This is a genomic window from Bacteroides helcogenes P 36-108 (assembly GCF_000186225.1).
GTDB classification, from domain to species: Bacteria; Bacteroidota; Bacteroidia; order Bacteroidales; family Bacteroidaceae; genus Bacteroides; species Bacteroides helcogenes.
Genome location: NC_014933.1, coordinates 2,974,411 through 2,993,808 on the forward strand (window position 1 = coordinate 2,974,411; position 19,398 = coordinate 2,993,808).

Sequence of the window (19,398 nt, forward strand, 5' to 3'; positions counted from 1 at the left end):
ACTTTGCGCCGCCAATAAGGCAGACTAAAACAGCAAATATGGAAAATATTCCGGTAACCACCTACCGTGGTTTCAGTACCGTCAACGGAGAGATAACCCTCGCCGCCGACCTGGAGGACATCAGAAACGGCAAATATGCCAAGTCGGTCATCAAGATTGCGAGCCTTGTGGCGCAAGGCAAGACAGAAGAAGCCAACAACGTAAAGAGACAACTCCCCTTCCGCACCGTAACGGCAAACTACAAAGACCGCAGACTGCCTCCCGGCATCATCCGTTACAATCCGGTACTCACTCTGGACCTCGATGGGCAGCCCGAAGAAAGACTGGAAGAACTCAGGACACTCATCAACGGCGATCCGGACACGCTTGCGTCCTTCCTCTCACCCAAACAGCACGGATACAAGTTCTTCACTTGCCTGCGCACCATATACGCACGGAAACTACGGGAACGATTGACCCAAGGAGAAATAACTTGTGCCGAACTCGAAAAAATACACCTGAAGCTGTACAATGCGGCTAAGGAGCATTATGAAAAACTGCTCGGAACAGAAATAGACGGAAGCGGGAAGGACCTTTCCAGAGGATATTTCGTTTCTTTCGACCCGAAAGCCTACTTCAATGATGTTCTGCAACAAGAAATGGACTCGTTGGAAGTACACATCATCCCCGCACTGATCGGCAAGAAAAAGCACGAATCCACATCGCCCGGAAAGGGACACACCGCAGAGCCTTGGGAAACAATGATGTTTTCACAGGCAGTGGCCGCTGTGAAGCGCATCATGAGATTCAGGGAAGGAAGCCGTGATAACTTCCTCTTTGCCCTCGGAAACAAGTGCTATGCGAAAGGGCTGGACGAAGAAACGGCCGTGAGGCTCGCCAAAGAACAATTCGGAAAAGAAGGATTCGATGTGGAGCCTCCCCTGCGCAACTCTTATGTCTATACCAGCAAGACCACCGAAGCAACCGCCGCAAAAGAAAACAAAAAGCCTGTTATCAATCAGGTGATGGACTTCTTGCAAGAGCATTACAGCATACGCCGAAACACCATACTGGACCGTTTGGAGTGCATTGTCTATAACTCACCCGAAAAGGTGGAGAAAGGATACCTGCCCATGCGCGGAAAGGACTACAACACCATATTCGTTGACATGCAGATGGCAGGAATATCTTGTTTCCAAAATTTCCTAAAGGCGGTGATAGACTCCAACTATGCCAAAGAGTTCGACCCATACAAGGACTACTTGGACAAGCTGCCGCCCTGGAACGGAACGGACTATATCGGAGAACTGGCGGACACCGTACGAACCGAAAACGGAGATTTGTGGAGAGAGGGGTTTCGCAGATGGTTGGTGGGGCTCGTGGACTGTGCATTGGATGACGAAAAGATGAATCAGTTAGTCATCATCCTGTACGGAGGACAGGGAAAAGGAAAAAGCAGTTGGATACGCCGCCTGCTGCCGCCCGAATGGAAAGAATACTTCTATAGCGGAATCATAGATCCCTCGAACAAAGACGACCTAAGACTGCTTGCCACACGGCTCATCATCAACATGGAGGAATTTGAGGGAGTGAAGCCTGGAGAACTGGCAGCACTGAAAAGGATTGTCGCCCAAAACAACGTGACTCAAAGGAAGGCATACGACGTGGAAGCATTCAGCCTGCCCCGCCACTGCTCTTTCATAGGAAGCACCAACAGCCGCCGGTGCTTGCAAGACATAGGGGGAAACAGGAGATTCATGCCCGTCACCGTAAAGGAAATAGACTATCACAAGCCAGTGAACTATCAGGGGGTATATGCACAGGCAATGGCTTTACTGAAAAACGGCTTCAGGTATTGGTACGAAGGCGAGGAGATAGAACGGCTGAACAGACATAACGAGCTGCACCGCATGAAGGACCCCGTGGAGGAGAACCTGTTTGTGTTTTATCGTAAGCCTCTGCCCGAAGACCTGAACGTGAAGTGGCTGCCGGCAAGCGCCATGTTGACGAAACTAAGCATATACGGCAAAGTGCAAGTGAACGGGCGGTCACAGGCCATATTGGTACAGGTGCTGGACAAATACGGCTTCAAGACAAGGACAAACGAACAGGACACCACAGAGTATGAAGTGACGGATCTGCAACTGGACGAGGTAGAAAAGAAAAGCTAAAGAGAAAGAAATAAAAGATAAGAAAACGGAAAGCCCCGTAACAATATATGTTATGCAAGCTGACAATATATGTTACGGGACTTTACCTGTATAGGCATTTTCTTTACAACTATCATCTATCAATGAATCAAGGTTCTCCTAAATACTTTACCAACAAAGACACTTCGAGGGGTGTGAAGCTGCGGCGGTAGCGATTGTAGCCTACAGCGGCCAATTCTGCCGCCAAAGCTTTGTTGCCGCGAATCCACTTCGCAAGGGTTCCGATGGCATTGGTCACGGGAGTAGCGGGATTGTAGAGCATGGCAAGTTCTTCTTTGGAGTAGGTACGTAAATGGAATGGGCGAAGGTCTTCGTCTTTCATTTCGTTCATTGATTTCTCTGTTTTCATCATCCTAATTTTTATTGTTTAACTATGACATAAAGATAGCTGTTTGCAATGACATGAACTAATATTTCAGACAGAAAAAGTAAATAATTTTATTAATTTATATTGAAACGTGAGGCAAATGGAGATAACCCTTCAAAACCTTTGTAACTCGTGCTGTGGATTGAGAGGAGAGTTTACCTTTGGCATGCGCTTCAAAGAAGAAGTGCAAAGTGTATTCAATTATTCATTTAAATTATTTACAATTATGGGAGTACCATTTAAAAAGATTGCCAGAAAAGATCCACGGAAAACGGATGCCACAGCAAAATTCTACCCGCAATTGGTGACATTGGGAGATAACGCATCGCTGGACGACATCGCCTACATGATGAAGGAAAAGAGCTCGCTGACATTAGGAGACATACAAAGTGTGCTGACCAACTTTGTGGAGGCGATGCTCGCAACACTCTACAACGGGCAGTCAGTGAACATCAAGAACTTCGGAGTATTCAGCCTGTCGGCGCGTACGGCCGGAGTGACGGAACTGAAGGAGTGCACAGCCAAAAACATTAAGGCCGTAAAAATCAATTTTCGACCTTCGAGCACTGTAAGGCCGGACATTACTGCTACGCGCGCAGGACAGAAGATTGATTTCTATGATCTGGAATTACTGCTGAACAAGGACGGTGAGGCAGGAACCGGCGGTTCGGAAGGCGGATCAGGGGACGAGAATGAAAATCCGTTGGGATAAAGCCCCATCACATTAGGAACATTGGGGAAACAACGCAATGAATATGTAACGAAAGTACAAAGGCTGTCTCAAAAGAAAATTTTGAGACAGCCTTTGTACTTTCAGTATATCCTTTCAGTTAAAATGAATTTATCGTCCGGTTAGCACGGCTGACGACTTCCGAAGCCGGTATGTGGTTCAAGGCAGTTTCGTCGAATGCCTCCAAAGCTTTCCCGATCTTCTTTAAAGCAGAACGGTTATTTGTACGGGTAAACTCTTCACGCAATATCCTCACCTTTTCGAATGCCTGCACCCCGGAGATCAACCGTTCAAAACGGAGCGAGGTACGAGCACCCGGATAAACAAAGTAGGTGTCACCGGCCGCCCATGTATAAAAGCGGCTGTCCACCAGAGGTTCGATCACCCAACTGTTATAAGCCCAACGCAAATAACCATCCAACCCGGCTTTGGCGGCATACCAACCAAACCATTCGCACTCGGCGGGAGGACTGAATGTGAAAGTATTGGGACGCGGTTCTTCACAACTGGTATAAAATGTGGTAACCTTGCCTTCCGACCTCCGTTTCCGTATCATTCTTTCCGGGTATTTCATACGGAGGGGCACACAGTAGTCATTCAGTTCATCAGACAATTCTTCGTGCAAAGCTCCTGCCAGAGAAACCTTAAAGTCGGGATCGGCCTGACGGATAACTTTGAGTGCCTCCCGCATTACTTCCATCGGACGTTCGTCCATAGAGATGTGAGTAATGCCGAACCAGCCTTTTTCCTTAAGATGGGCGGCAAATGACTTCAACATGGTGCTCCACATCTCATTGTAAGCAGGCTCTCCTGGTTTTGTGTGAACTTCACGAAGCCGATTGCTTGCCTGGTCGAAATATTGGAAGGAAAGTCGCCATGGAATCATCGAGTAGCAGTTTATCTCCTTGTTTATTCCCAGCCCGAGCATAAACTCAATCCAACTGTCGAAAACGGTATAGTCGAAGCTCCATGTTCCGTCAGCTTTCTTCATCCAGGTAACCATGGTTTCAAAATAATCGTAAGTCTGCCCGTTCCATGGCTTATGCATGATGGAAACGGTGATTACCTTACCACCTGCATCCCTATACAATTCCATATAAGGACGCATTATTCTGAAATGCTCCTCACTCCATGGCTCTACCTGATGGTAGCGGGCAATGGCAAACGGATTTTGCCACAAATCGAGGTGGAATTTCCAGTCCGAAGGAGCCGGCAAGGTACGATCCTTCACCTTGACGGTGAGGTTGAGCGTACCCAATTCCGTTGTTCCGTCTTTTACCACCACTGTCCCGTTATATACTCCCGGTGTAGCATTCCGGGACACCCATACACGCACCCACCCTCCTTGTGTGTTCTGTGCAGGGACCAATAACTCCTTTGTGGCAGGGTCGATGGGGTCAGCAACCAGTGAAGAATCGAAAGCGGCCGCATAGGGACGGCTACCGCATGCCCCTTTACCGTCTTTGTTCAATTCATCGGTCATGACGTAACGTACAAAACCGGTAAGAATACAATCTTCCGTAATGCGGTCTTTCTTATTGGCGTGAGTCAGCCCTTTCACAGAAAAAGAGAGCGCCCGCAAAGGACGGTTTCCCCACACAAGCCATTGGGCCGCTACACGCTCACCACGCCAAGCAGTCAGTTCCATACGCTTGCAAAGAGAAGGCAATGGCGCCGGTTCTTCTTTTTTATAGCGGACGTCGGTAGAGCCCCAACTAAGGTTGACGCCCTGTACATTTTGCCATAACACGGGATTGGTGGCTGCCGGATCAGGAAGTTCTTCATAAGAGCCCACCGGAAAACGCGGCTGTCCGGTGGACAGACCGGAATGGGTAATGCCCGATTCTGTCTGTGCCCACCCGTTTACGGAACACATAATCCCGAGCAAAAGCAACAAAAGTTTTTTTCTATAATTCAGCATAAAGTTTCATATTGATTTTACAGTTACCAGCCCTCATTCTGTTTGCACAACAGATTAGTCTGAATTTCTTTTGCCGGAATAGGCAGATAATAATAGCGTTTTGCAAAGTTCTCAAAACGAAGTGGATCTTGAGCTTTCAACTCTTTTTCGAGCAACCCCCAACGACGGAGGTCGTAGAAGCGTTCACCTTCCTTGAAGAACTCGATGGCACGCTGATGAATCAGTTCTTCCTTTACCGATATCGCATCGGTAGCTCCGGAATAAGGCAGCAGATTGCCACCACGCGTACGGATCTTGTTGATATAGTCGATGGCAGGCTTCGTATCAGCAGGATTCAGGTTGAGTTCACATTCGGCCAGCAGCAGGATTACATCAGCAAAACGCATAGCACGCTCGTTGATGTACGACGGCAGTGTCTCTACTTCCTGGTCACGGGTAGCCGAGTTCTGATATTTCAGAATCCAATAGGAATTCAAGGCATCGGGATTTCTCGCAAATACTTCCTGAAAGGGCTTCATGTAATACATACATCCCTCATAATTCCATGCAACCGAAGTAAGGACACGGTAATCGGGCTTTCCATTGGCGGCTTTCTCTTTCAGGAAAATATCCATAATCTTTGGGGTGGGCTTGGCTTCAAACCAACCGCCTACCTCACCGGCAGCATACTCCACCGCAATCGTAGTGGATTGGGCCGAATTGGCCGTCTCACCGTTATCCCATTGGTCGGAACCTCCGACCGGCTCGTAAAGTATCTCAAAGATACTTTCGGCATTATTCTCGTGAGCTTCATCAAAGTTCCAAGTAAAATCTTCCATCAACCGATACTTGTAAGGCGCTTTAGTCAAGGGCTCCAATACATTCTTGGCTTCCTGCCACTTCTCCCGGTAAACATAGAGCTTACCCAAATAAGCATTCGCTGTCCCCTTGGTGGGCTTGCCTTTCGCATTCTCAACAGGCAGCAGCCCCGCAGCTTCCATGAAGTCTCCGGCAGCCTGATCATAGATTTCAGCCTGAGAAGACTTGGCCTTCTGGAAAGTGGCAGGATCTTGAGAGGCTTCCAGGCGCAACGGCACACCGCCGAACTCTTTGGCCAACTGAAAATAGTACATGCCACGGATAAACAAAGCCTCACCACGCACATTATCAATGAAGTCTTTCGAGAAAGTTTTCCCTTCGATTTCTTTCAGAATGGAGTTGGAACGATAAATCGCATTGTAAAACTGGTAGAATATATTTTGTGCGACCGAGTTGTTGGGGTCGTTCGTAAAACGGTGCATGGAGTAGATGTCCTGAATGTCATTGCGGAACTCAATGTCATCGGCCCTGCTGATACGGGCCATCAAACCGCGAGTGCCATAATAACCGCCGTTCCAGTTTTTAAGAGGTGTGTAACAAGAAGCCAGAGCCTGTCTGAAGTCTGCTTCTGTCTTCCAAAAAGTTTTATCAGTAGGCTTATTGGGATTTGTCACATCAAGCATTCCCTCGCAACCTGCCAATGCTATTGCCAAAAAGGCTAATACGATGTATTTATAAAATGTCTTCATAATTGGTGCTGTATTTAGAATGTAAGATTAAGTCCTAACATAAATACCCTGTTTGTAGGATATGTAAAGTTGTCAAAGCCACGGGAGGTGGCGTCGCCGCTATTAACGTCCGGCGTATAGCCGCTATATCCGGTGAAAGTAAACAGGTTTTCGGCACTCATATACACGCGAAGCTTCTGTAACCTGTCATGGAACCACCGGTTGGGGAAAGTGTAACCTACCTGCAAATTGCGCAGACGGAAAAATGAACCGTTTTCAAGATAACGGTCGCTTTGCGGACGAGAGTTCTGGTTAGGATCATCCCATACCAGACGGGGATGAGAAGCATTCGGATTTTCCGGTGTCCAATAGTCCTTGGTAGTGGCAAGGAAGTTGGTTCCTTTATTTACACCTTCCAGTTCAAGGCGGGTAGCATTATATACTTTGTTGCCCACTACAGCCTGCATGCCCAACAGGATATCGAAACCTTTATAAGCTGCGTTGAAATTCAGCCCAAGAGTAACCGAGGGGAAAGGGCTGCCGCAATATACACGGTCGGCATCGGTAATCTTTCCATCATTGTTACTGTCTTTGAAACGGATGTCACCGGGCTTGGCATTGGGCTGGATCAATGTACCGTCCTTTACATAGCTTGCCACCTCGGCATCGTTCCGAAAGAGTCCGTCAGTAGGAATCAGCCAGAAACCACCGATAGGATAACCTGCCAAAGTACGGGTAGTAGCTACATTCAGACGATTCTTTCCACCTTCAATCACTTGATTGGCATCACCCATCTCTACTACTTCATTCTTCATGGCATTGCCGGTAAAGGTCACACCGTAAGAGAAATCCCGGCTCGGAGCATCATTCCAGTTTACGGTCCATTCCATACCTATATTCTTTATCTTACCTGCATTACGCACCGGATCGTTGGCCCCACCTGTAGAAACCGGAATGGGCACAGTCAACAGAATATCCTTCGTATCCTTACGATACCAGTCGGCTGTCACCATCAGTCGTGAGTTCATGAAAGCAAGATCCACACCTACATTGGTCATTGCCGTGGATTCCCACTTAATAGCCGGATTGGCAAAATCTTTCGGGAAAGCACCGCTAATCAAACCGCCGTTACCATCGGGATAATTAATGTTCGACGTTATCACACTGGTGTACATGTAATCTTCGATTTCCTGATTTCCCAATACACCGTAACCGCCTCTCAGTTTGAATTGGTCGAGCCAACTGCGGGTATTCCTCATAAAATGTTCCTCAGCTACATTCCATCCCACAGACACCGAAGGGAAATGACCGTAACGGTTGCCTTTCGCAAATTTAGACGAACCGTCACGACGATATGTGGCTGTAATCAGGTAACGGTTGTCATAAGAGTAGAATACACGTGAAATCACGGAGGTCAGTGCACTCTCCTTCATCCACGTATCATTCAGGCGGTCTTTGGTAGCAGCTCCCACTTCATGGATGCCGTCGGGAAGTCCTCTTCCTGAAGCCATAATATAACGGTTGCGGTATCTCTGGAATGAGTAGCCCAACAAAACATTAACCTTATGCTTGCCAAAAGTACGGTCGAAAGACAGTAAATTCTCTATCAAATAGTTATTGCGATTATAACGATCTTCCCTCATGTTAGAAACTGCATTGTTGCGCAACCCGAAGTCAAAGACATTCTCATAAGCAGTACTACGCTCGAATGAAAAATCGGGAGTGGCATTCAAACGATACTTAAAACCTAAAGGCAGTTTGATTTCGGCATACAGGTTGATATAGGCATTGTATGTATTCCAGGTTCTATCCGTCAGGTTGGTATCCAGAATGCCCAGAGGATTGGGAATATCCGTGGCATCCCCGTAAACCTTGCCATAACCTCCTTTGTCATTCTCAGGGTCGAACTTATGCAAAGTAGGAATGGATTGCAGAATAATACCGATGTAACCGCCACGGGCAAAACCATAAAGCGGATTGTTCTGCCGGGAGCTGAACACTATATTATTGCCGAATGTAAACCAGCCCCTCTTGTATTCCGATTTGAACTGTATGTTGAAGCGCTGATAGTTAGTTCCTTTTATCGTACCATTCTGGTTCACATATCCCAAACCGGTATAATAGGTAAAGTATTTCGTACCTCCGCGAACAGTGAGATTATAATTCTGCATCAGAGCCGGCCCCATCATGATATCCTGCCAGTCATTGCTCTCCGTAATGTTCTGTGCCATTTCCAGCGGATTGGAACCTATGGCCCGGCGTGAAACAGCGGTCAGTTTCGCCCACTCATCGGCATCCAGCATTTCCAGATATTTGGAGGGAGTTTGCACGCCTATATTGACAGAGGCGTCGATAATGGGCTTGCCTTCCGTATTGGAGCCCGACTTGGTAGTGACGATGATGACGCCGTTGGCCGCACGCGATCCGTAAATGGCAGCCGAAGAAGCGTCCTTCAGCACATCAATGCTTTCAATGTCATTGGGATTGAGGTGATCCATGCTGCTCATATACATGCCATCTACGATGTAAAGCGGACTTGCGTTATTCAGTGTACCGATACCGCGCACCATGATGCGGCTGCTCTGTCCCGGTGCACCTCCCTGCGACACGATATCCACACCGGCTATTTTACCCTGCAAAGCCTGTCCGATATTCACATTGCTTTGAGTATTCAGCTTGTCTGTACTGATGTTTGCCACAGCGCCGGTCAGATCGGCCTTCTTCTGCGTGCCGTAACCGATAACCACTACTTCGTCCAGTGCCTTGGAATCCTCCTGCAACACTATGCGTATATCCTGCCGATTGTTCACTGGTACTTCCTTTTTCAGATAGCCGATATAAGATACTTCCAGAACAGCATTCCCGTCGGCCTCCAAAACGAAGTTACCGTCAATGTCGGATATGACACCTCTGGCAGTCCCTTTGATAAGGATATTAGCACCGATAACAGGAACGCCACTGCCATCCAGCACAGTACCTTTAATGGTGCGGGCCTGTTGCTGCACTGCCTGTCCGGTGGTAGAAGTTCTTCTGGACAGCACAATATGCATGCCTTCCATCACATAGACAATATCTGTATTGCCCAGAAGCTTGTCGAGTACTTCCGAAACCGGTTTTTGTCTGGCTTTCACTGAAGCCACTTGATTAACATTCACTTGATTATTGTAAATAAACAAATAATCGGTCTGACTCTCTATGTCAGTAAGAATTTCATTCAGTCTGACATTACTCTTATTAAGGTTAACTCTTGCATTTTGCGAATGCGTATTCTTCGCATACGAACAAAAAGCACACACCATAAGTAGAAACGTGGTGATTCGCATAATTTTATAGATTTGGTTATTCTGTAAAGCTATAAACAGCTCTTTCTTGAGCACAAAGCAGTTTTTCATTTCTTTATATTGATAGGTTATTAAATAGTATTGATTGCTTTGCCGAACGGATATTCATATAATCCGGAAACAATCGACAACATTTCAGGTTAACAGATTTACTTCATAGGCTACTCGATTTTAAATTATTACTCAGTTCTTATTTTATATATATAATCCGGTTCTCATCGTCCCGCGTATATGTAAACCGTATATCCCTCTGCAAAACCCGCAGGGCATAATCAATGCCGTCCGCCTGCCTGAATTTGCCGGTATAATAGTATTTTGACACTTCCTTGTTACTGACTTCAATCTTTACTTCAAAGTACTTCTCAAAATCTCTCACGATCACATCAAAGGTTTCATTGGTGAAGCAGAGTAATCCCTCCTTCCAGCGATAGACATTATAGTTATCCAGAGGTTTCACCTTCAGTTCACCGTTTTCCAGAACCGCCTTACAATCGGGCTCCAACATCAAAGTCTCTTTCGGATTTTCTACTGACACCAGCTTCACGCTACCTTGCATCAAGGCCGTTTCAAACTGATTCTTATCCGAATATGCTTCTACATCGAACTTGGTTCCCACAACTTCCACATCATACTTCCGGGTTCGAACGATGAAAGGTTTCTCAGGATTCTTGGTTACATCGAAATAGGCTTGTCCGTCGAGTTTCACCTGCCGGGACTTCCGGTTGAAAGCAAGTGGATATTGAATGGTGGTACGGGCATTGAGCCATACGTTTGTTCCATCAGGTAAAGTTATATTCATCCGCTGACCAGCCGGAACATAAATGGTTTGCATAGCCGGAGTTTCTGTTGACAGCTCGTATTGCTGATACAGGTAGCTTACACTTAATGTAAGTAAAACCACTCCCGCTATTTTAAGCAACTCATTTTTCACAGAGTTCCACTGGATATGAAGCATTCCCTTTTTCTTCCGGGTAAGCAGTATCATGGCATCAAACAGCTTACGTTCTTTGAAGAATTCTTTTTCATTTTGTGGAGATTCCTCTACCCAGGCCCATATTTGTTCTCCTTCTTCCAAGGAAGCATTTCCCTCGAAAAAGCGGTATAGTATTTCTTTATCCATATTGTTCAGCATTGCTTTCTATAATATATAGCAGTTCAGGAATAACAATGGATAGTAGAAAAAGTGAAAAAATGAAATGTATTTTTAAAGCAGCTCAAAGTCAGACCTTTAAAAGCCGGAATTATACAAGTAGATAAATAAAGGCAAGTAATCTTTCAAATTGACACGAAGTTCTTGAAGAACTTTATTGATATGAAATTGAACTCCTTTGGGAGTCATTCCGGTCAAGGCCGCTATCTCTTTGTAGGATTTGTTCTGGTAGCGGCTCATAATAAAAATTTCACGGGTCTGTTTCGGCATTCCAGCCAAAGTACGGTCAACAATTGCCTGAGCTTCAGCAGAGAATAATTCATCGGGATCACAGGCCTGCAGAGTAGCAAGCCTTGTTTTCAATTCCCACTCGGCATATTTTTTCATTCGTTCGGAAGCAGCTTCGCGCACCTCCAAGTGCTGAAGATAGTTCAAGCACTTATGCTTTATAATGACAAGTATGTATGCAGGTACATTCACATCTCCGGGCAAACTGTCCTGCTTCTCCCAATAGTACATCAATGCTTCAGTAACAAAATCTTCAGCCACTGCCATGTCGCGCACATACGTTTGGGCAAAGCGGATAAAGCGTCCCTGGTATTCAGAAAATAATTGATTAAACTTTTTCAGATCCATAAAATTATGTACTAAAATGAATGTTGCGATTGCGAATATAGAGATTATTTTGCTCTTAAAGAAGCAATTTCTTCAGAAAGGAGGTCTTCTCCTTTTTCTTTTCTGAGACAGTATCTTCTTTGTCAGACACAAAAAGGAGGTGCGAAACTCAAGAGAATGAAAAACGTTACAGGCTAAAATTTTTTCTTCCTGCAGATTTCCGGAAACCAAGTTTTTTCTCTAACTTTACACTCTCGAAAAGTATAAATGAATATCAATGATATGGAAAACAGAAGTTTAGTTACCATAGCCGAGCACAGTAAGGAAAAAATCCTCTATATGCTCGAAATGGCGAAAGAGTTTGAAGCTCATCCCAATCGGCGTCTATTGGACGGAAAAGTTGTCGCCACTTTATTTTTCGAGCCCTCTACCCGCACCCGCCTCAGTTTTGAGACAGCAGCCAACCGTCTTGGCGCACGTGTCATAGGTTTCAGTGATCCTAAAGCTACCAGCTCATCCAAGGGCGAAACACTGAAAGACACCATCAAGATGGTGAGCAATTATGCGGACATTATCGTGATGCGCCACCATCTCGAAGGGGCTGCACGTTATGCCAGTGAGGTAACTGCCATCCCCATCGTCAATGCCGGAGACGGAGCCAACCAACATCCTTCGCAGACCATGCTTGACCTTTATTCCATCTACAAGACACAGGGAACTCTGGAAAATCTGGACATATTCCTGGTGGGCGACTTGAAATATGGCCGTACAGTCCATTCGTTACTGATGGCTATGCGGCACTTTAACCCCACTTTCCATTTCATTGCTCCGGATGAGTTGAAAATGCCGGAGGAATATAAAATTTACTGCCGCGAGCAACACATCAAATACGTAGAGCATACAGACTTTACTGAAGAAACAATTGCTGATGCCGACATTCTCTATATGACCCGCGTGCAGCGTGAACGATTCACCGACCTTATGGAATACGAACGGGTAAAGAATGTATATATCCTGCGCAACAAGATGTTGGAACATACCCGCCCCAACCTGCGCATCCTGCACCCTCTGCCCCGTGTCAACGAAATAGCCTACGACGTGGACGACAGTCCCAAAGCATATTATTTCCAGCAAGCACAAAACGGGCTTTATGCCCGTGAAGCCATCCTTTGCGATGTGCTGGGCATCACGCTGGATGAAGTAAGAGTTTAACGGATTTATTTGAAAAGAATCGAAACATGAGCGAAAAGAAACAAGAATTACAGGTAGCCGCCCTGGAGAACGGCACTGTCATCGATCATATCCCCTCCGAAAACTTATTTACCGTAGTTTCCTTGCTTGGGCTGGAACGCATGAGCAACAATATTACCATCGGTTTCAACCTCAAAAGCAAAAAACTGGGAAAGAAAGGTATCATTAAAATAGCTGATAAGTTTTTCTGCGATGAAGAAATAAACCGCATCGCCGTAGTGGCTCCCAACGTAAAATTAAATATCATCCGCGACTACGAGGTAGTGGAAAAACGTGAGGTAAGCCTTCCCGAAGAATTACGGGGCATCGTAAAATGTGCCAATCCCAAATGCATTACGAACAATGAACCGATGCCTACATTGTTTCATGTGGTGGATAAAGAAAACTGTGTAATCAAATGCCACTATTGCGAAAAAGAACAGAGACGAGAAGATATTGAAATTATTTAGCCGAAATGAAAGAAGACTGGAAACCGGGAACAATGATTTATCCGTTGCCCGCCGTTTTGGTAAGCTGCGGAAGCGTCCCCGAAGAATACAACATACTGACGGTGGCATGGACGGGAACGATTTGCACAAACCCGCCCATGTGCTATATTTCCGTTCGTCCCGAACGCCATTCCTATGACATCATTAAAAGGAATATGGAATTTGTCATCAATCTCACCACAAAAGATATGGCACGAGCCACAGACTGGTGTGGAGTACGTTCGGGCAAAGATTACAATAAATTTAAGGAAATGCATCTCACACCCGGCAAAAGCACTGTAGTCAGTGCACCTGCCATCGAGGAGTCACCCCTTTGCATTGAGTGCCGGGTAAAGGAAATTGTAGCCTTAGGTTCGCATGACATGTTCATAGCCGATGTCGTAAACGTCAGAGCGAACACAGATCATCTGAATCCTGAAACCGGCAAGCTGGAACTGGCGGAAACAAATCCGCTGGTATATGTGCATGGCGGATACTACGGATTAGGTGAGAAAATCGGTAAATTCGGTTGGTCGGTGGAGAAAAAAACAATAAAATGATAAAATCATGAGACTGAATCGATTCTATATTTGCTTATGCCTGGCAGCTTTTTCTACCGCGATATGGGGGCAAACACCCGTCGTGCCGGGTACATCCGATGAAGAACATTCAAAAACTCATCATGACCGTCCCATAAACTTGGGTATCAAAGGTGGCTTTACTTCTTCCCTCTTTCTTGTTTCCAACTTCAGTATCAACGGTGTGGCAATTGACGAAGTGCAGAACAATTACAAAATCGGTAATTTCGGTTCCGTTTTCATACGAATAAACTTCAACCGGCACTTCCTGCAACCGGAAATATCCTATAACGTCAATCGCTGCAACATTACCTTCGATCAGCCTTTACCAGAAAACGCATCTGCCGGAACCACGCCCGTCGAAGCATCCATCACCTCATCTATCCACAGTATCGACATCCCTGTGATCTACGGGTACAATATTATCAAGGAAGGGCCCTACAGCCTTGCTGTATTTGCCGGACCGAAAGTACGCTACATCTGGGACAAAAAAAGTAAAGTAACTTTTGAAAACTTTGAACAACAAAATATAAAAGAAGAATTGCGCCCGCTGAACCTGAGTTTTACCGCTGGTGTTGCTGTCACCATCTCACGTATCTTCTTCGACTTCCGCTACGATATAGGACTGCACAACATTTCCAAACGAGTGAGCTACAAAGTTCCTGCAGACAATGGCACGGTGAATAAAAATGCTTCCAACCACGAAATCCGTTTCCACCGTCGTGACAATGTTCTCAGTTTTTCATTGGGCATATTCTTTTGACAATAAATTCTTCTTTTTCTCTCAATTTATCATTTATTTCTTTTAAATTTGTACGCTTAATAAGAGAATACTGATTTACCAAACTTATCTAATAAGCAACAATGAAAAGAGACGATTTAATTTTCGAGATTATCGAAAAAGAACATCAACGCCAGCTCAAAGGCATTGAACTGATTGCATCGGAGAATTTTGTAAGTGACCAGGTTATGCAGGCAATGGGCTCCTGCCTCACCAACAAGTATGCTGAAGGCTATCCCGGCAAGCGTTACTACGGCGGTTGCGAAGTAGTGGATCAGAGCGAACAAATTGCCATTGACCGTCTGAAACAAATTTTTGGTGCAGAATGGGCCAATGTACAACCACACTCAGGTGCGCAGGCCAATGCAGCCGTATTCCTTGCTGTTCTGAATCCCGGTGACAAATTCATGGGACTGAACCTTGCACACGGCGGTCATCTCTCTCACGGTTCTCTGGTCAATACTTCAGGCATTATCTACACACCTTGTGAGTACAACCTGGACAAGGAAACCGGCCGTGTAGATTATGACCAGATGGAAGAAATCGCCTTACGCGAAAAACCTAAAATGATTATCGGCGGCGGTTCTGCTTATTCCCGCGAATGGAACTATAAACGTATGCGCGAAATCGCAGACAAGGTAGGTGCGATCCTGATGATTGACATGGCTCACCCCGCCGGCCTGATTGCTGCCGGAGAATTAGATAATCCTGTAAAATATGCTCATATCGTGACTTCCACCACTCATAAAACCTTGCGTGGTCCTCGTGGCGGTGTCATCATGATGGGTAAGGATTTCCCAAATCCATGGGGTAAGAAAACTCCGAAAGGTGAAATCAAAATGATGTCACAGTTGCTTGACTCTGCCGTATTCCCCGGTATCCAGGGTGGCCCATTGGAACATGTCATTGCTGCCAAGGCAGTAGCTTTCGGTGAAATTCTACAACCGGAATGGAAAGAATACGCCAAACAGGTAAAGAAAAATGCCGCCACATTAGCACAGGCTTTGACAGATCGTGGCTTTACCATCGTTTCCGGTGGTACGGACAATCATTCCATGTTGGTTGACCTGCGCAGCAAATATCCTGATTTGACCGGTAAAGTAGCTGAAAAAGCATTGGTATCCGCCGACATCACTGTAAATAAGAATATGGTTCCTTTCGATAGCCGTTCCGCTTTCCAGACTTCCGGCATCCGTTTGGGCACTCCTGCCATCACAACCCGTGGGGCAAAAGAAGGTCTGATGCTGGAAATCGCAGAGATGATTGAAACCGTACTTTCTAACGTGGATAACGGAGAGGTAATTGCCAAAGTTCGCGCACATGTGAATGAGATCATGAAAGATTATCCTCTGTTCGCATATTAATAAGAATCAGACAACATCGATTCTTACAAAATAAGGCTGCACATTGATGTTCAAATCATGTGCAGCCTTTATTATCAATTATTCACAATTTCTGATTTAAGAAAGTCCTTCAATCTTCCCATCCACAATATCTATCCGTTCCGCCTGTGGGGATTTGGGCAAACCAGGCATACGGAGTATTTCACCGGCGATGGCTACAATCATTTCAGCACCGTTATTGATGACAATATCCTTAATATGAAACTCGAAATTATTGACTGCACCATATATCTTCGGATCAGCAGAGAAAGAATACTGTGTCTTGGCTATGCAGACAGGATAATGTGTAATGCCCATCTGTCCGATAAGTTTCATCACCTTACGCGAAGCGCTACTGTAAGTCACCACGCTGGCGCCGTAAAGATTGCATGCCACTTTTTCTATTTTCTGCTGCACCGGATCATTTTCCTCATAAGTATATTGCAATGGAACGGAAGGATTCTTTTCAATGGTTTCCACCACCAGTTTTGCCAAATCTGTAGCTCCAGCCCCGCCTTGGGCAAAGGCATTATTGATAGCGAATCCTACTTTTAAATTTTCTTCGCAATGGCGACGGATAGCTTCCACCTCCTCATCCGTATCATTGGCAAAACGGTTGAAAGCGACCACAATGCTCTGGCCGAAGGAACGGAGGTTCCGAATATGCTTATCCAGATTACCAAATCCTTCACAAAGCCCTTCCATGTCAGGTTCATTGATGCGGTCGAGGCTGACGCCTCCATGCATTTTCAATCCTTGCGCAGTGGCGACAATCACTGTCAATTTTGGCTGCAAACCACTTCTCCGGCACTTTATGTTATAGAACTTCTCAGCTCCTAAATCAGCTCCGAAACCGGCTTCTGTTACTACATAATCCCCAAAAGTCATTGCCATTTTGGTAGCAAGAATGGAGTTACAACCATGTGCGATATTGGCGAACGGACCGCCATGCACGAAAGCCGCTGTCCCTTCGGCGGTCTGCACAAGATTGGGATGAATGGCTTCTTTCAGTAATACAGTGATTGCGCCAGATACACCTAAATCTTTCACAGTGAATGGTTTATCATCATACGTAAATCCAAGAATTATGTTTTCAATACGTCTGTGTAAGTCTTCCGTATCTTTTGCAAGGCACAAGATGGCCATGATCTCCGATGCAGGAGTGATATCGAATCCTGACTCTTGAGTTACACCGTTGGCACGAGGCCCAAGTCCCGTAACAATGCTACGCAAAGAACGGTCGTTTACATCGAGCACACGACGCCAAATAATCTCTTTCAATCCAAAGCCCTCTGCTTGATGCTGATAAATATAATTATCCAGCAAAGCAGAAATCATATTGTGTGCCGAAGTGATGGCATGAAAATCTCCGGTAAAATGTAGATTTATTTTCTCCATCGGAAGCACTTGAGCATAACCGCCACCGGCAGCTCCGCCCTTCATACCGAAACAGGGTCCCAATGAGGGTTCGCGCAAGGCGACAATGGCTTTTTTACCAATCTTATTCAATCCCAATGCCAGTCCGATGGAAACGGTAGTTTTGCCAATACCAGCCTTCGTAGCTGTAATAGCCGTTACCAAAATCAGGTTACTTTGCTTTACTTTTTCTTCATCAATCAAATGTTCGGGAATCTTAGCTATGTAACGGCCGTAATTCTCTACTTCATCGCGAGGAATACCTATACTTTCGGCAACCTGCTTTATCTTCTTCAGCTCTATGCTGCGTGCTATTTCAATATCTGATTTCATACGTGATTTTTTATACTATAACAATCTTCTGTTTGGGAAGTTGCAAAAGTATAAAAAAAGCTCCATATTCTGTTACGTTCAGATCACTTCTTGTCAAAGAACTCTTCCATCTTCTTTTTCAAACTGCCTTTGCCATAGCCAGTCCACATCTCCACAACCTCTCCCTCCGGAGACAAAAACACATAACGAGGAATAGCACCTGCATCATATTTGGCATACAATCCATGCTTTCCTTTCAGGTCATTCAGATTCCACCAACTGATGTCATGGTGGCGTGAAGCTATTTCCCAATTCGTTTTATCGTCAATACTCAAGCTAACCACCGTCAACCGATCTGCGTACAGCTTGCTGATTTCTTTCATTTCCGGCAAGGCCAATACACAAGGACCACATCCACGGCTCCAGAAATCAATTAAAACTGCTTTTCCCCTAAAGTCAGATAAATGGTGTACATTTCCTTGCAAGTCAAACAAATCTCCATCCGCAGCTTTCTCTCTAATGGAAACCGTATCCGAAGGTGCTAAATAAGACCGGATATCCAAAGCTTCAGGTGTCTGCCGTTGCTTGTCAGAAAGTCTGGCATACAGTTCTTCCACCTCCTTGCGAAAAGGAAAGCCTTTTTTATATTTCAAAGCTATAGCCAGACTTTCCAATTTTACCATCCATATTTCTTCTATCGGTAATTGCCTCATACGAACTATTACATTGGAATCTATGCGGAAATCCAAATTATCACCCACTTTCTCCAAACTGTCACGCAAAGCAACGACCCTTGCCAATACATCTGCATCATCCGGTTTCCGGGGGTATTTACGCATAAGCCGCATCTGTTCCATACGATTCTCTTGCTTGAGATTCCACAAGTCACGCGAATCATCCACAAAAAGTTGCCATATCTTCTGTTGGGGAACTTCACTTTCTACCCGCCAAGTATAGATGTTCATATCCTCACCTGTCAGGCGGATATAAGAATCGGAATTAGCCCAAAGATACAATCCCATACTGTATAGGTTGCCGTCACGAATCGCCAAAGTCAAACGATCCGTACCAGCTTCCGATACGGGAATTTCAAAACGGAAACTATCTCCCCGGAGGGTATCTATCGCAATACTACTCCCTACATCACCTTCCATCCGAAACAGATTCAGGCAAACACCTTGTTTCACATTCTTCACCTTGCCTTCGATGACATAAGTGCCTTGTGCCTGCATGCAGGCACTTACCAACAATAGGCACACCACGCTGATTACCTCTTTGCAATTCATGTCCGATTTATGATTTTGATTAACAATAAGCAATGATACTAACAATAAAAGGAATTACGATGCCTTCGTAATCCCTTTTATTGTTA

Annotated in this window: 15 protein-coding genes; 7 read left to right on the forward strand and 8 right to left on the reverse strand. The window is 45.5% G+C overall.

Annotation, left to right across the window (positions count from 1 at the left end):
- Positions 1-38: 38 nt before the first annotated feature.
- Complete coding sequence (locus tag BACHE_RS12180) at positions 39-2,150, forward strand: BT4734/BF3469 family protein (protein ID WP_013548017.1); 2,112 nt, start codon at positions 39-41, stop codon at positions 2,148-2,150.
- 127 nt (positions 2,151-2,277) lie between these two features.
- Here BACHE_RS12180 and BACHE_RS12185 read toward each other — a convergent pair whose 3' ends face one another.
- On the reverse strand, positions 2,278-2,520 hold the full coding sequence (locus tag BACHE_RS12185; protein WP_041579817.1) for a DUF4248 domain-containing protein: 243 nt from the start codon (positions 2,518-2,520) through the stop codon (positions 2,278-2,280).
- Positions 2,521-2,782: 262 nt separating this feature from the next.
- Here BACHE_RS12185 and BACHE_RS12190 point away from each other — a divergent pair, with 262 nt between their 5' ends.
- Positions 2,783-3,268: an HU family DNA-binding protein gene (locus BACHE_RS12190; RefSeq protein WP_013548019.1), complete on the forward strand. Its 486-nt coding sequence runs from the start codon at positions 2,783-2,785 to the stop codon at positions 3,266-3,268.
- 118 nt (positions 3,269-3,386) lie between these two features.
- Here the strand turns inward: BACHE_RS12190 and BACHE_RS12195 are convergent, their stop codons facing one another.
- The 5 genes from BACHE_RS12195 to BACHE_RS12215 all read right to left on the reverse strand — a co-directional run bounded on the left by BACHE_RS12195 (position 3,387) and on the right by BACHE_RS12215 (position 11,860).
- Positions 3,387-5,207: a DUF4091 domain-containing protein gene (locus tag BACHE_RS12195; protein ID WP_013548020.1), complete on the reverse strand. Its 1,821-nt coding sequence runs from the start codon at positions 5,205-5,207 to the stop codon at positions 3,387-3,389.
- Between the two features lie 23 nt (positions 5,208-5,230).
- Positions 5,231-6,754 (reverse strand): RagB/SusD family nutrient uptake outer membrane protein, encoded by a 1,524-nt coding sequence (locus BACHE_RS12200; RefSeq protein ID WP_013548021.1) that lies wholly within the window; start codon positions 6,752-6,754, stop codon positions 5,231-5,233.
- A 14-nt stretch (positions 6,755-6,768) separates the two neighbouring features.
- Complete coding sequence (locus BACHE_RS12205; RefSeq protein ID WP_013548022.1) at positions 6,769-10,125, reverse strand: TonB-dependent receptor; 3,357 nt, start codon at positions 10,123-10,125, stop codon at positions 6,769-6,771.
- 139 nt (positions 10,126-10,264) lie between these two features.
- Positions 10,265-11,194 carry a FecR family protein gene (locus BACHE_RS12210; protein ID WP_041579822.1) on the reverse strand — a complete coding sequence of 310 codons (930 nt, stop codon included), beginning with the start codon at positions 11,192-11,194 and terminating at the stop codon, positions 10,265-10,267.
- Between the two features lie 108 nt (positions 11,195-11,302).
- Entirely contained in the window at positions 11,303-11,860 is a 558-nt protein-coding gene (locus BACHE_RS12215) for an RNA polymerase sigma-70 factor (RefSeq protein ID WP_013548024.1), read from the reverse strand.
- Between the two features lie 261 nt (positions 11,861-12,121).
- Between BACHE_RS12215 and pyrB the strand changes: the two genes are divergently transcribed.
- The 5 genes from pyrB to glyA all read left to right on the forward strand — a co-directional run bounded on the left by pyrB (position 12,122) and on the right by glyA (position 16,280).
- Entirely contained in the window at positions 12,122-13,051 is a 930-nt protein-coding gene (gene pyrB, locus BACHE_RS12220) for an aspartate carbamoyltransferase (protein ID WP_013548025.1), read from the forward strand.
- A gap of 26 nt (positions 13,052-13,077) precedes the next feature.
- Entirely contained in the window at positions 13,078-13,539 is a 462-nt protein-coding gene (gene pyrI, locus BACHE_RS12225) for an aspartate carbamoyltransferase regulatory subunit (protein WP_013548026.1), read from the forward strand.
- Between the two features lie 5 nt (positions 13,540-13,544).
- The gene (locus BACHE_RS12230) at positions 13,545-14,117 is read left to right on the forward strand and encodes a flavin reductase family protein (RefSeq protein WP_013548027.1); all 573 of its coding nucleotides are present in this window, start codon (positions 13,545-13,547) and stop codon (positions 14,115-14,117) included.
- A gap of 7 nt (positions 14,118-14,124) precedes the next feature.
- Positions 14,125-14,898, forward strand: coding sequence for a porin family protein (locus BACHE_RS12235; protein WP_013548028.1), 774 nt, complete (start codon positions 14,125-14,127; stop codon positions 14,896-14,898).
- Between the two features lie 101 nt (positions 14,899-14,999).
- On the forward strand, positions 15,000-16,280 hold the full coding sequence (gene glyA, locus BACHE_RS12240; RefSeq protein WP_013548029.1) for a serine hydroxymethyltransferase: 1,281 nt from the start codon (positions 15,000-15,002) through the stop codon (positions 16,278-16,280).
- Positions 16,281-16,376: 96 nt separating this feature from the next.
- On the opposite strand, the gene BACHE_RS12245 is transcribed toward glyA, so the two are convergent.
- Together BACHE_RS12245 and BACHE_RS12250 are read right to left on the reverse strand one after the other, a co-directional pair.
- The gene (locus BACHE_RS12245; RefSeq protein WP_013548030.1) at positions 16,377-18,047 is read right to left on the reverse strand and encodes a formate--tetrahydrofolate ligase; all 1,671 of its coding nucleotides are present in this window, start codon (positions 18,045-18,047) and stop codon (positions 16,377-16,379) included.
- An 83-nt stretch (positions 18,048-18,130) separates the two neighbouring features.
- Positions 18,131-19,312, reverse strand: coding sequence for a TlpA family protein disulfide reductase (locus BACHE_RS12250; protein ID WP_013548031.1), 1,182 nt, complete (start codon positions 19,310-19,312; stop codon positions 18,131-18,133).
- Positions 19,313-19,398: the final 86 nt, after the last annotated feature.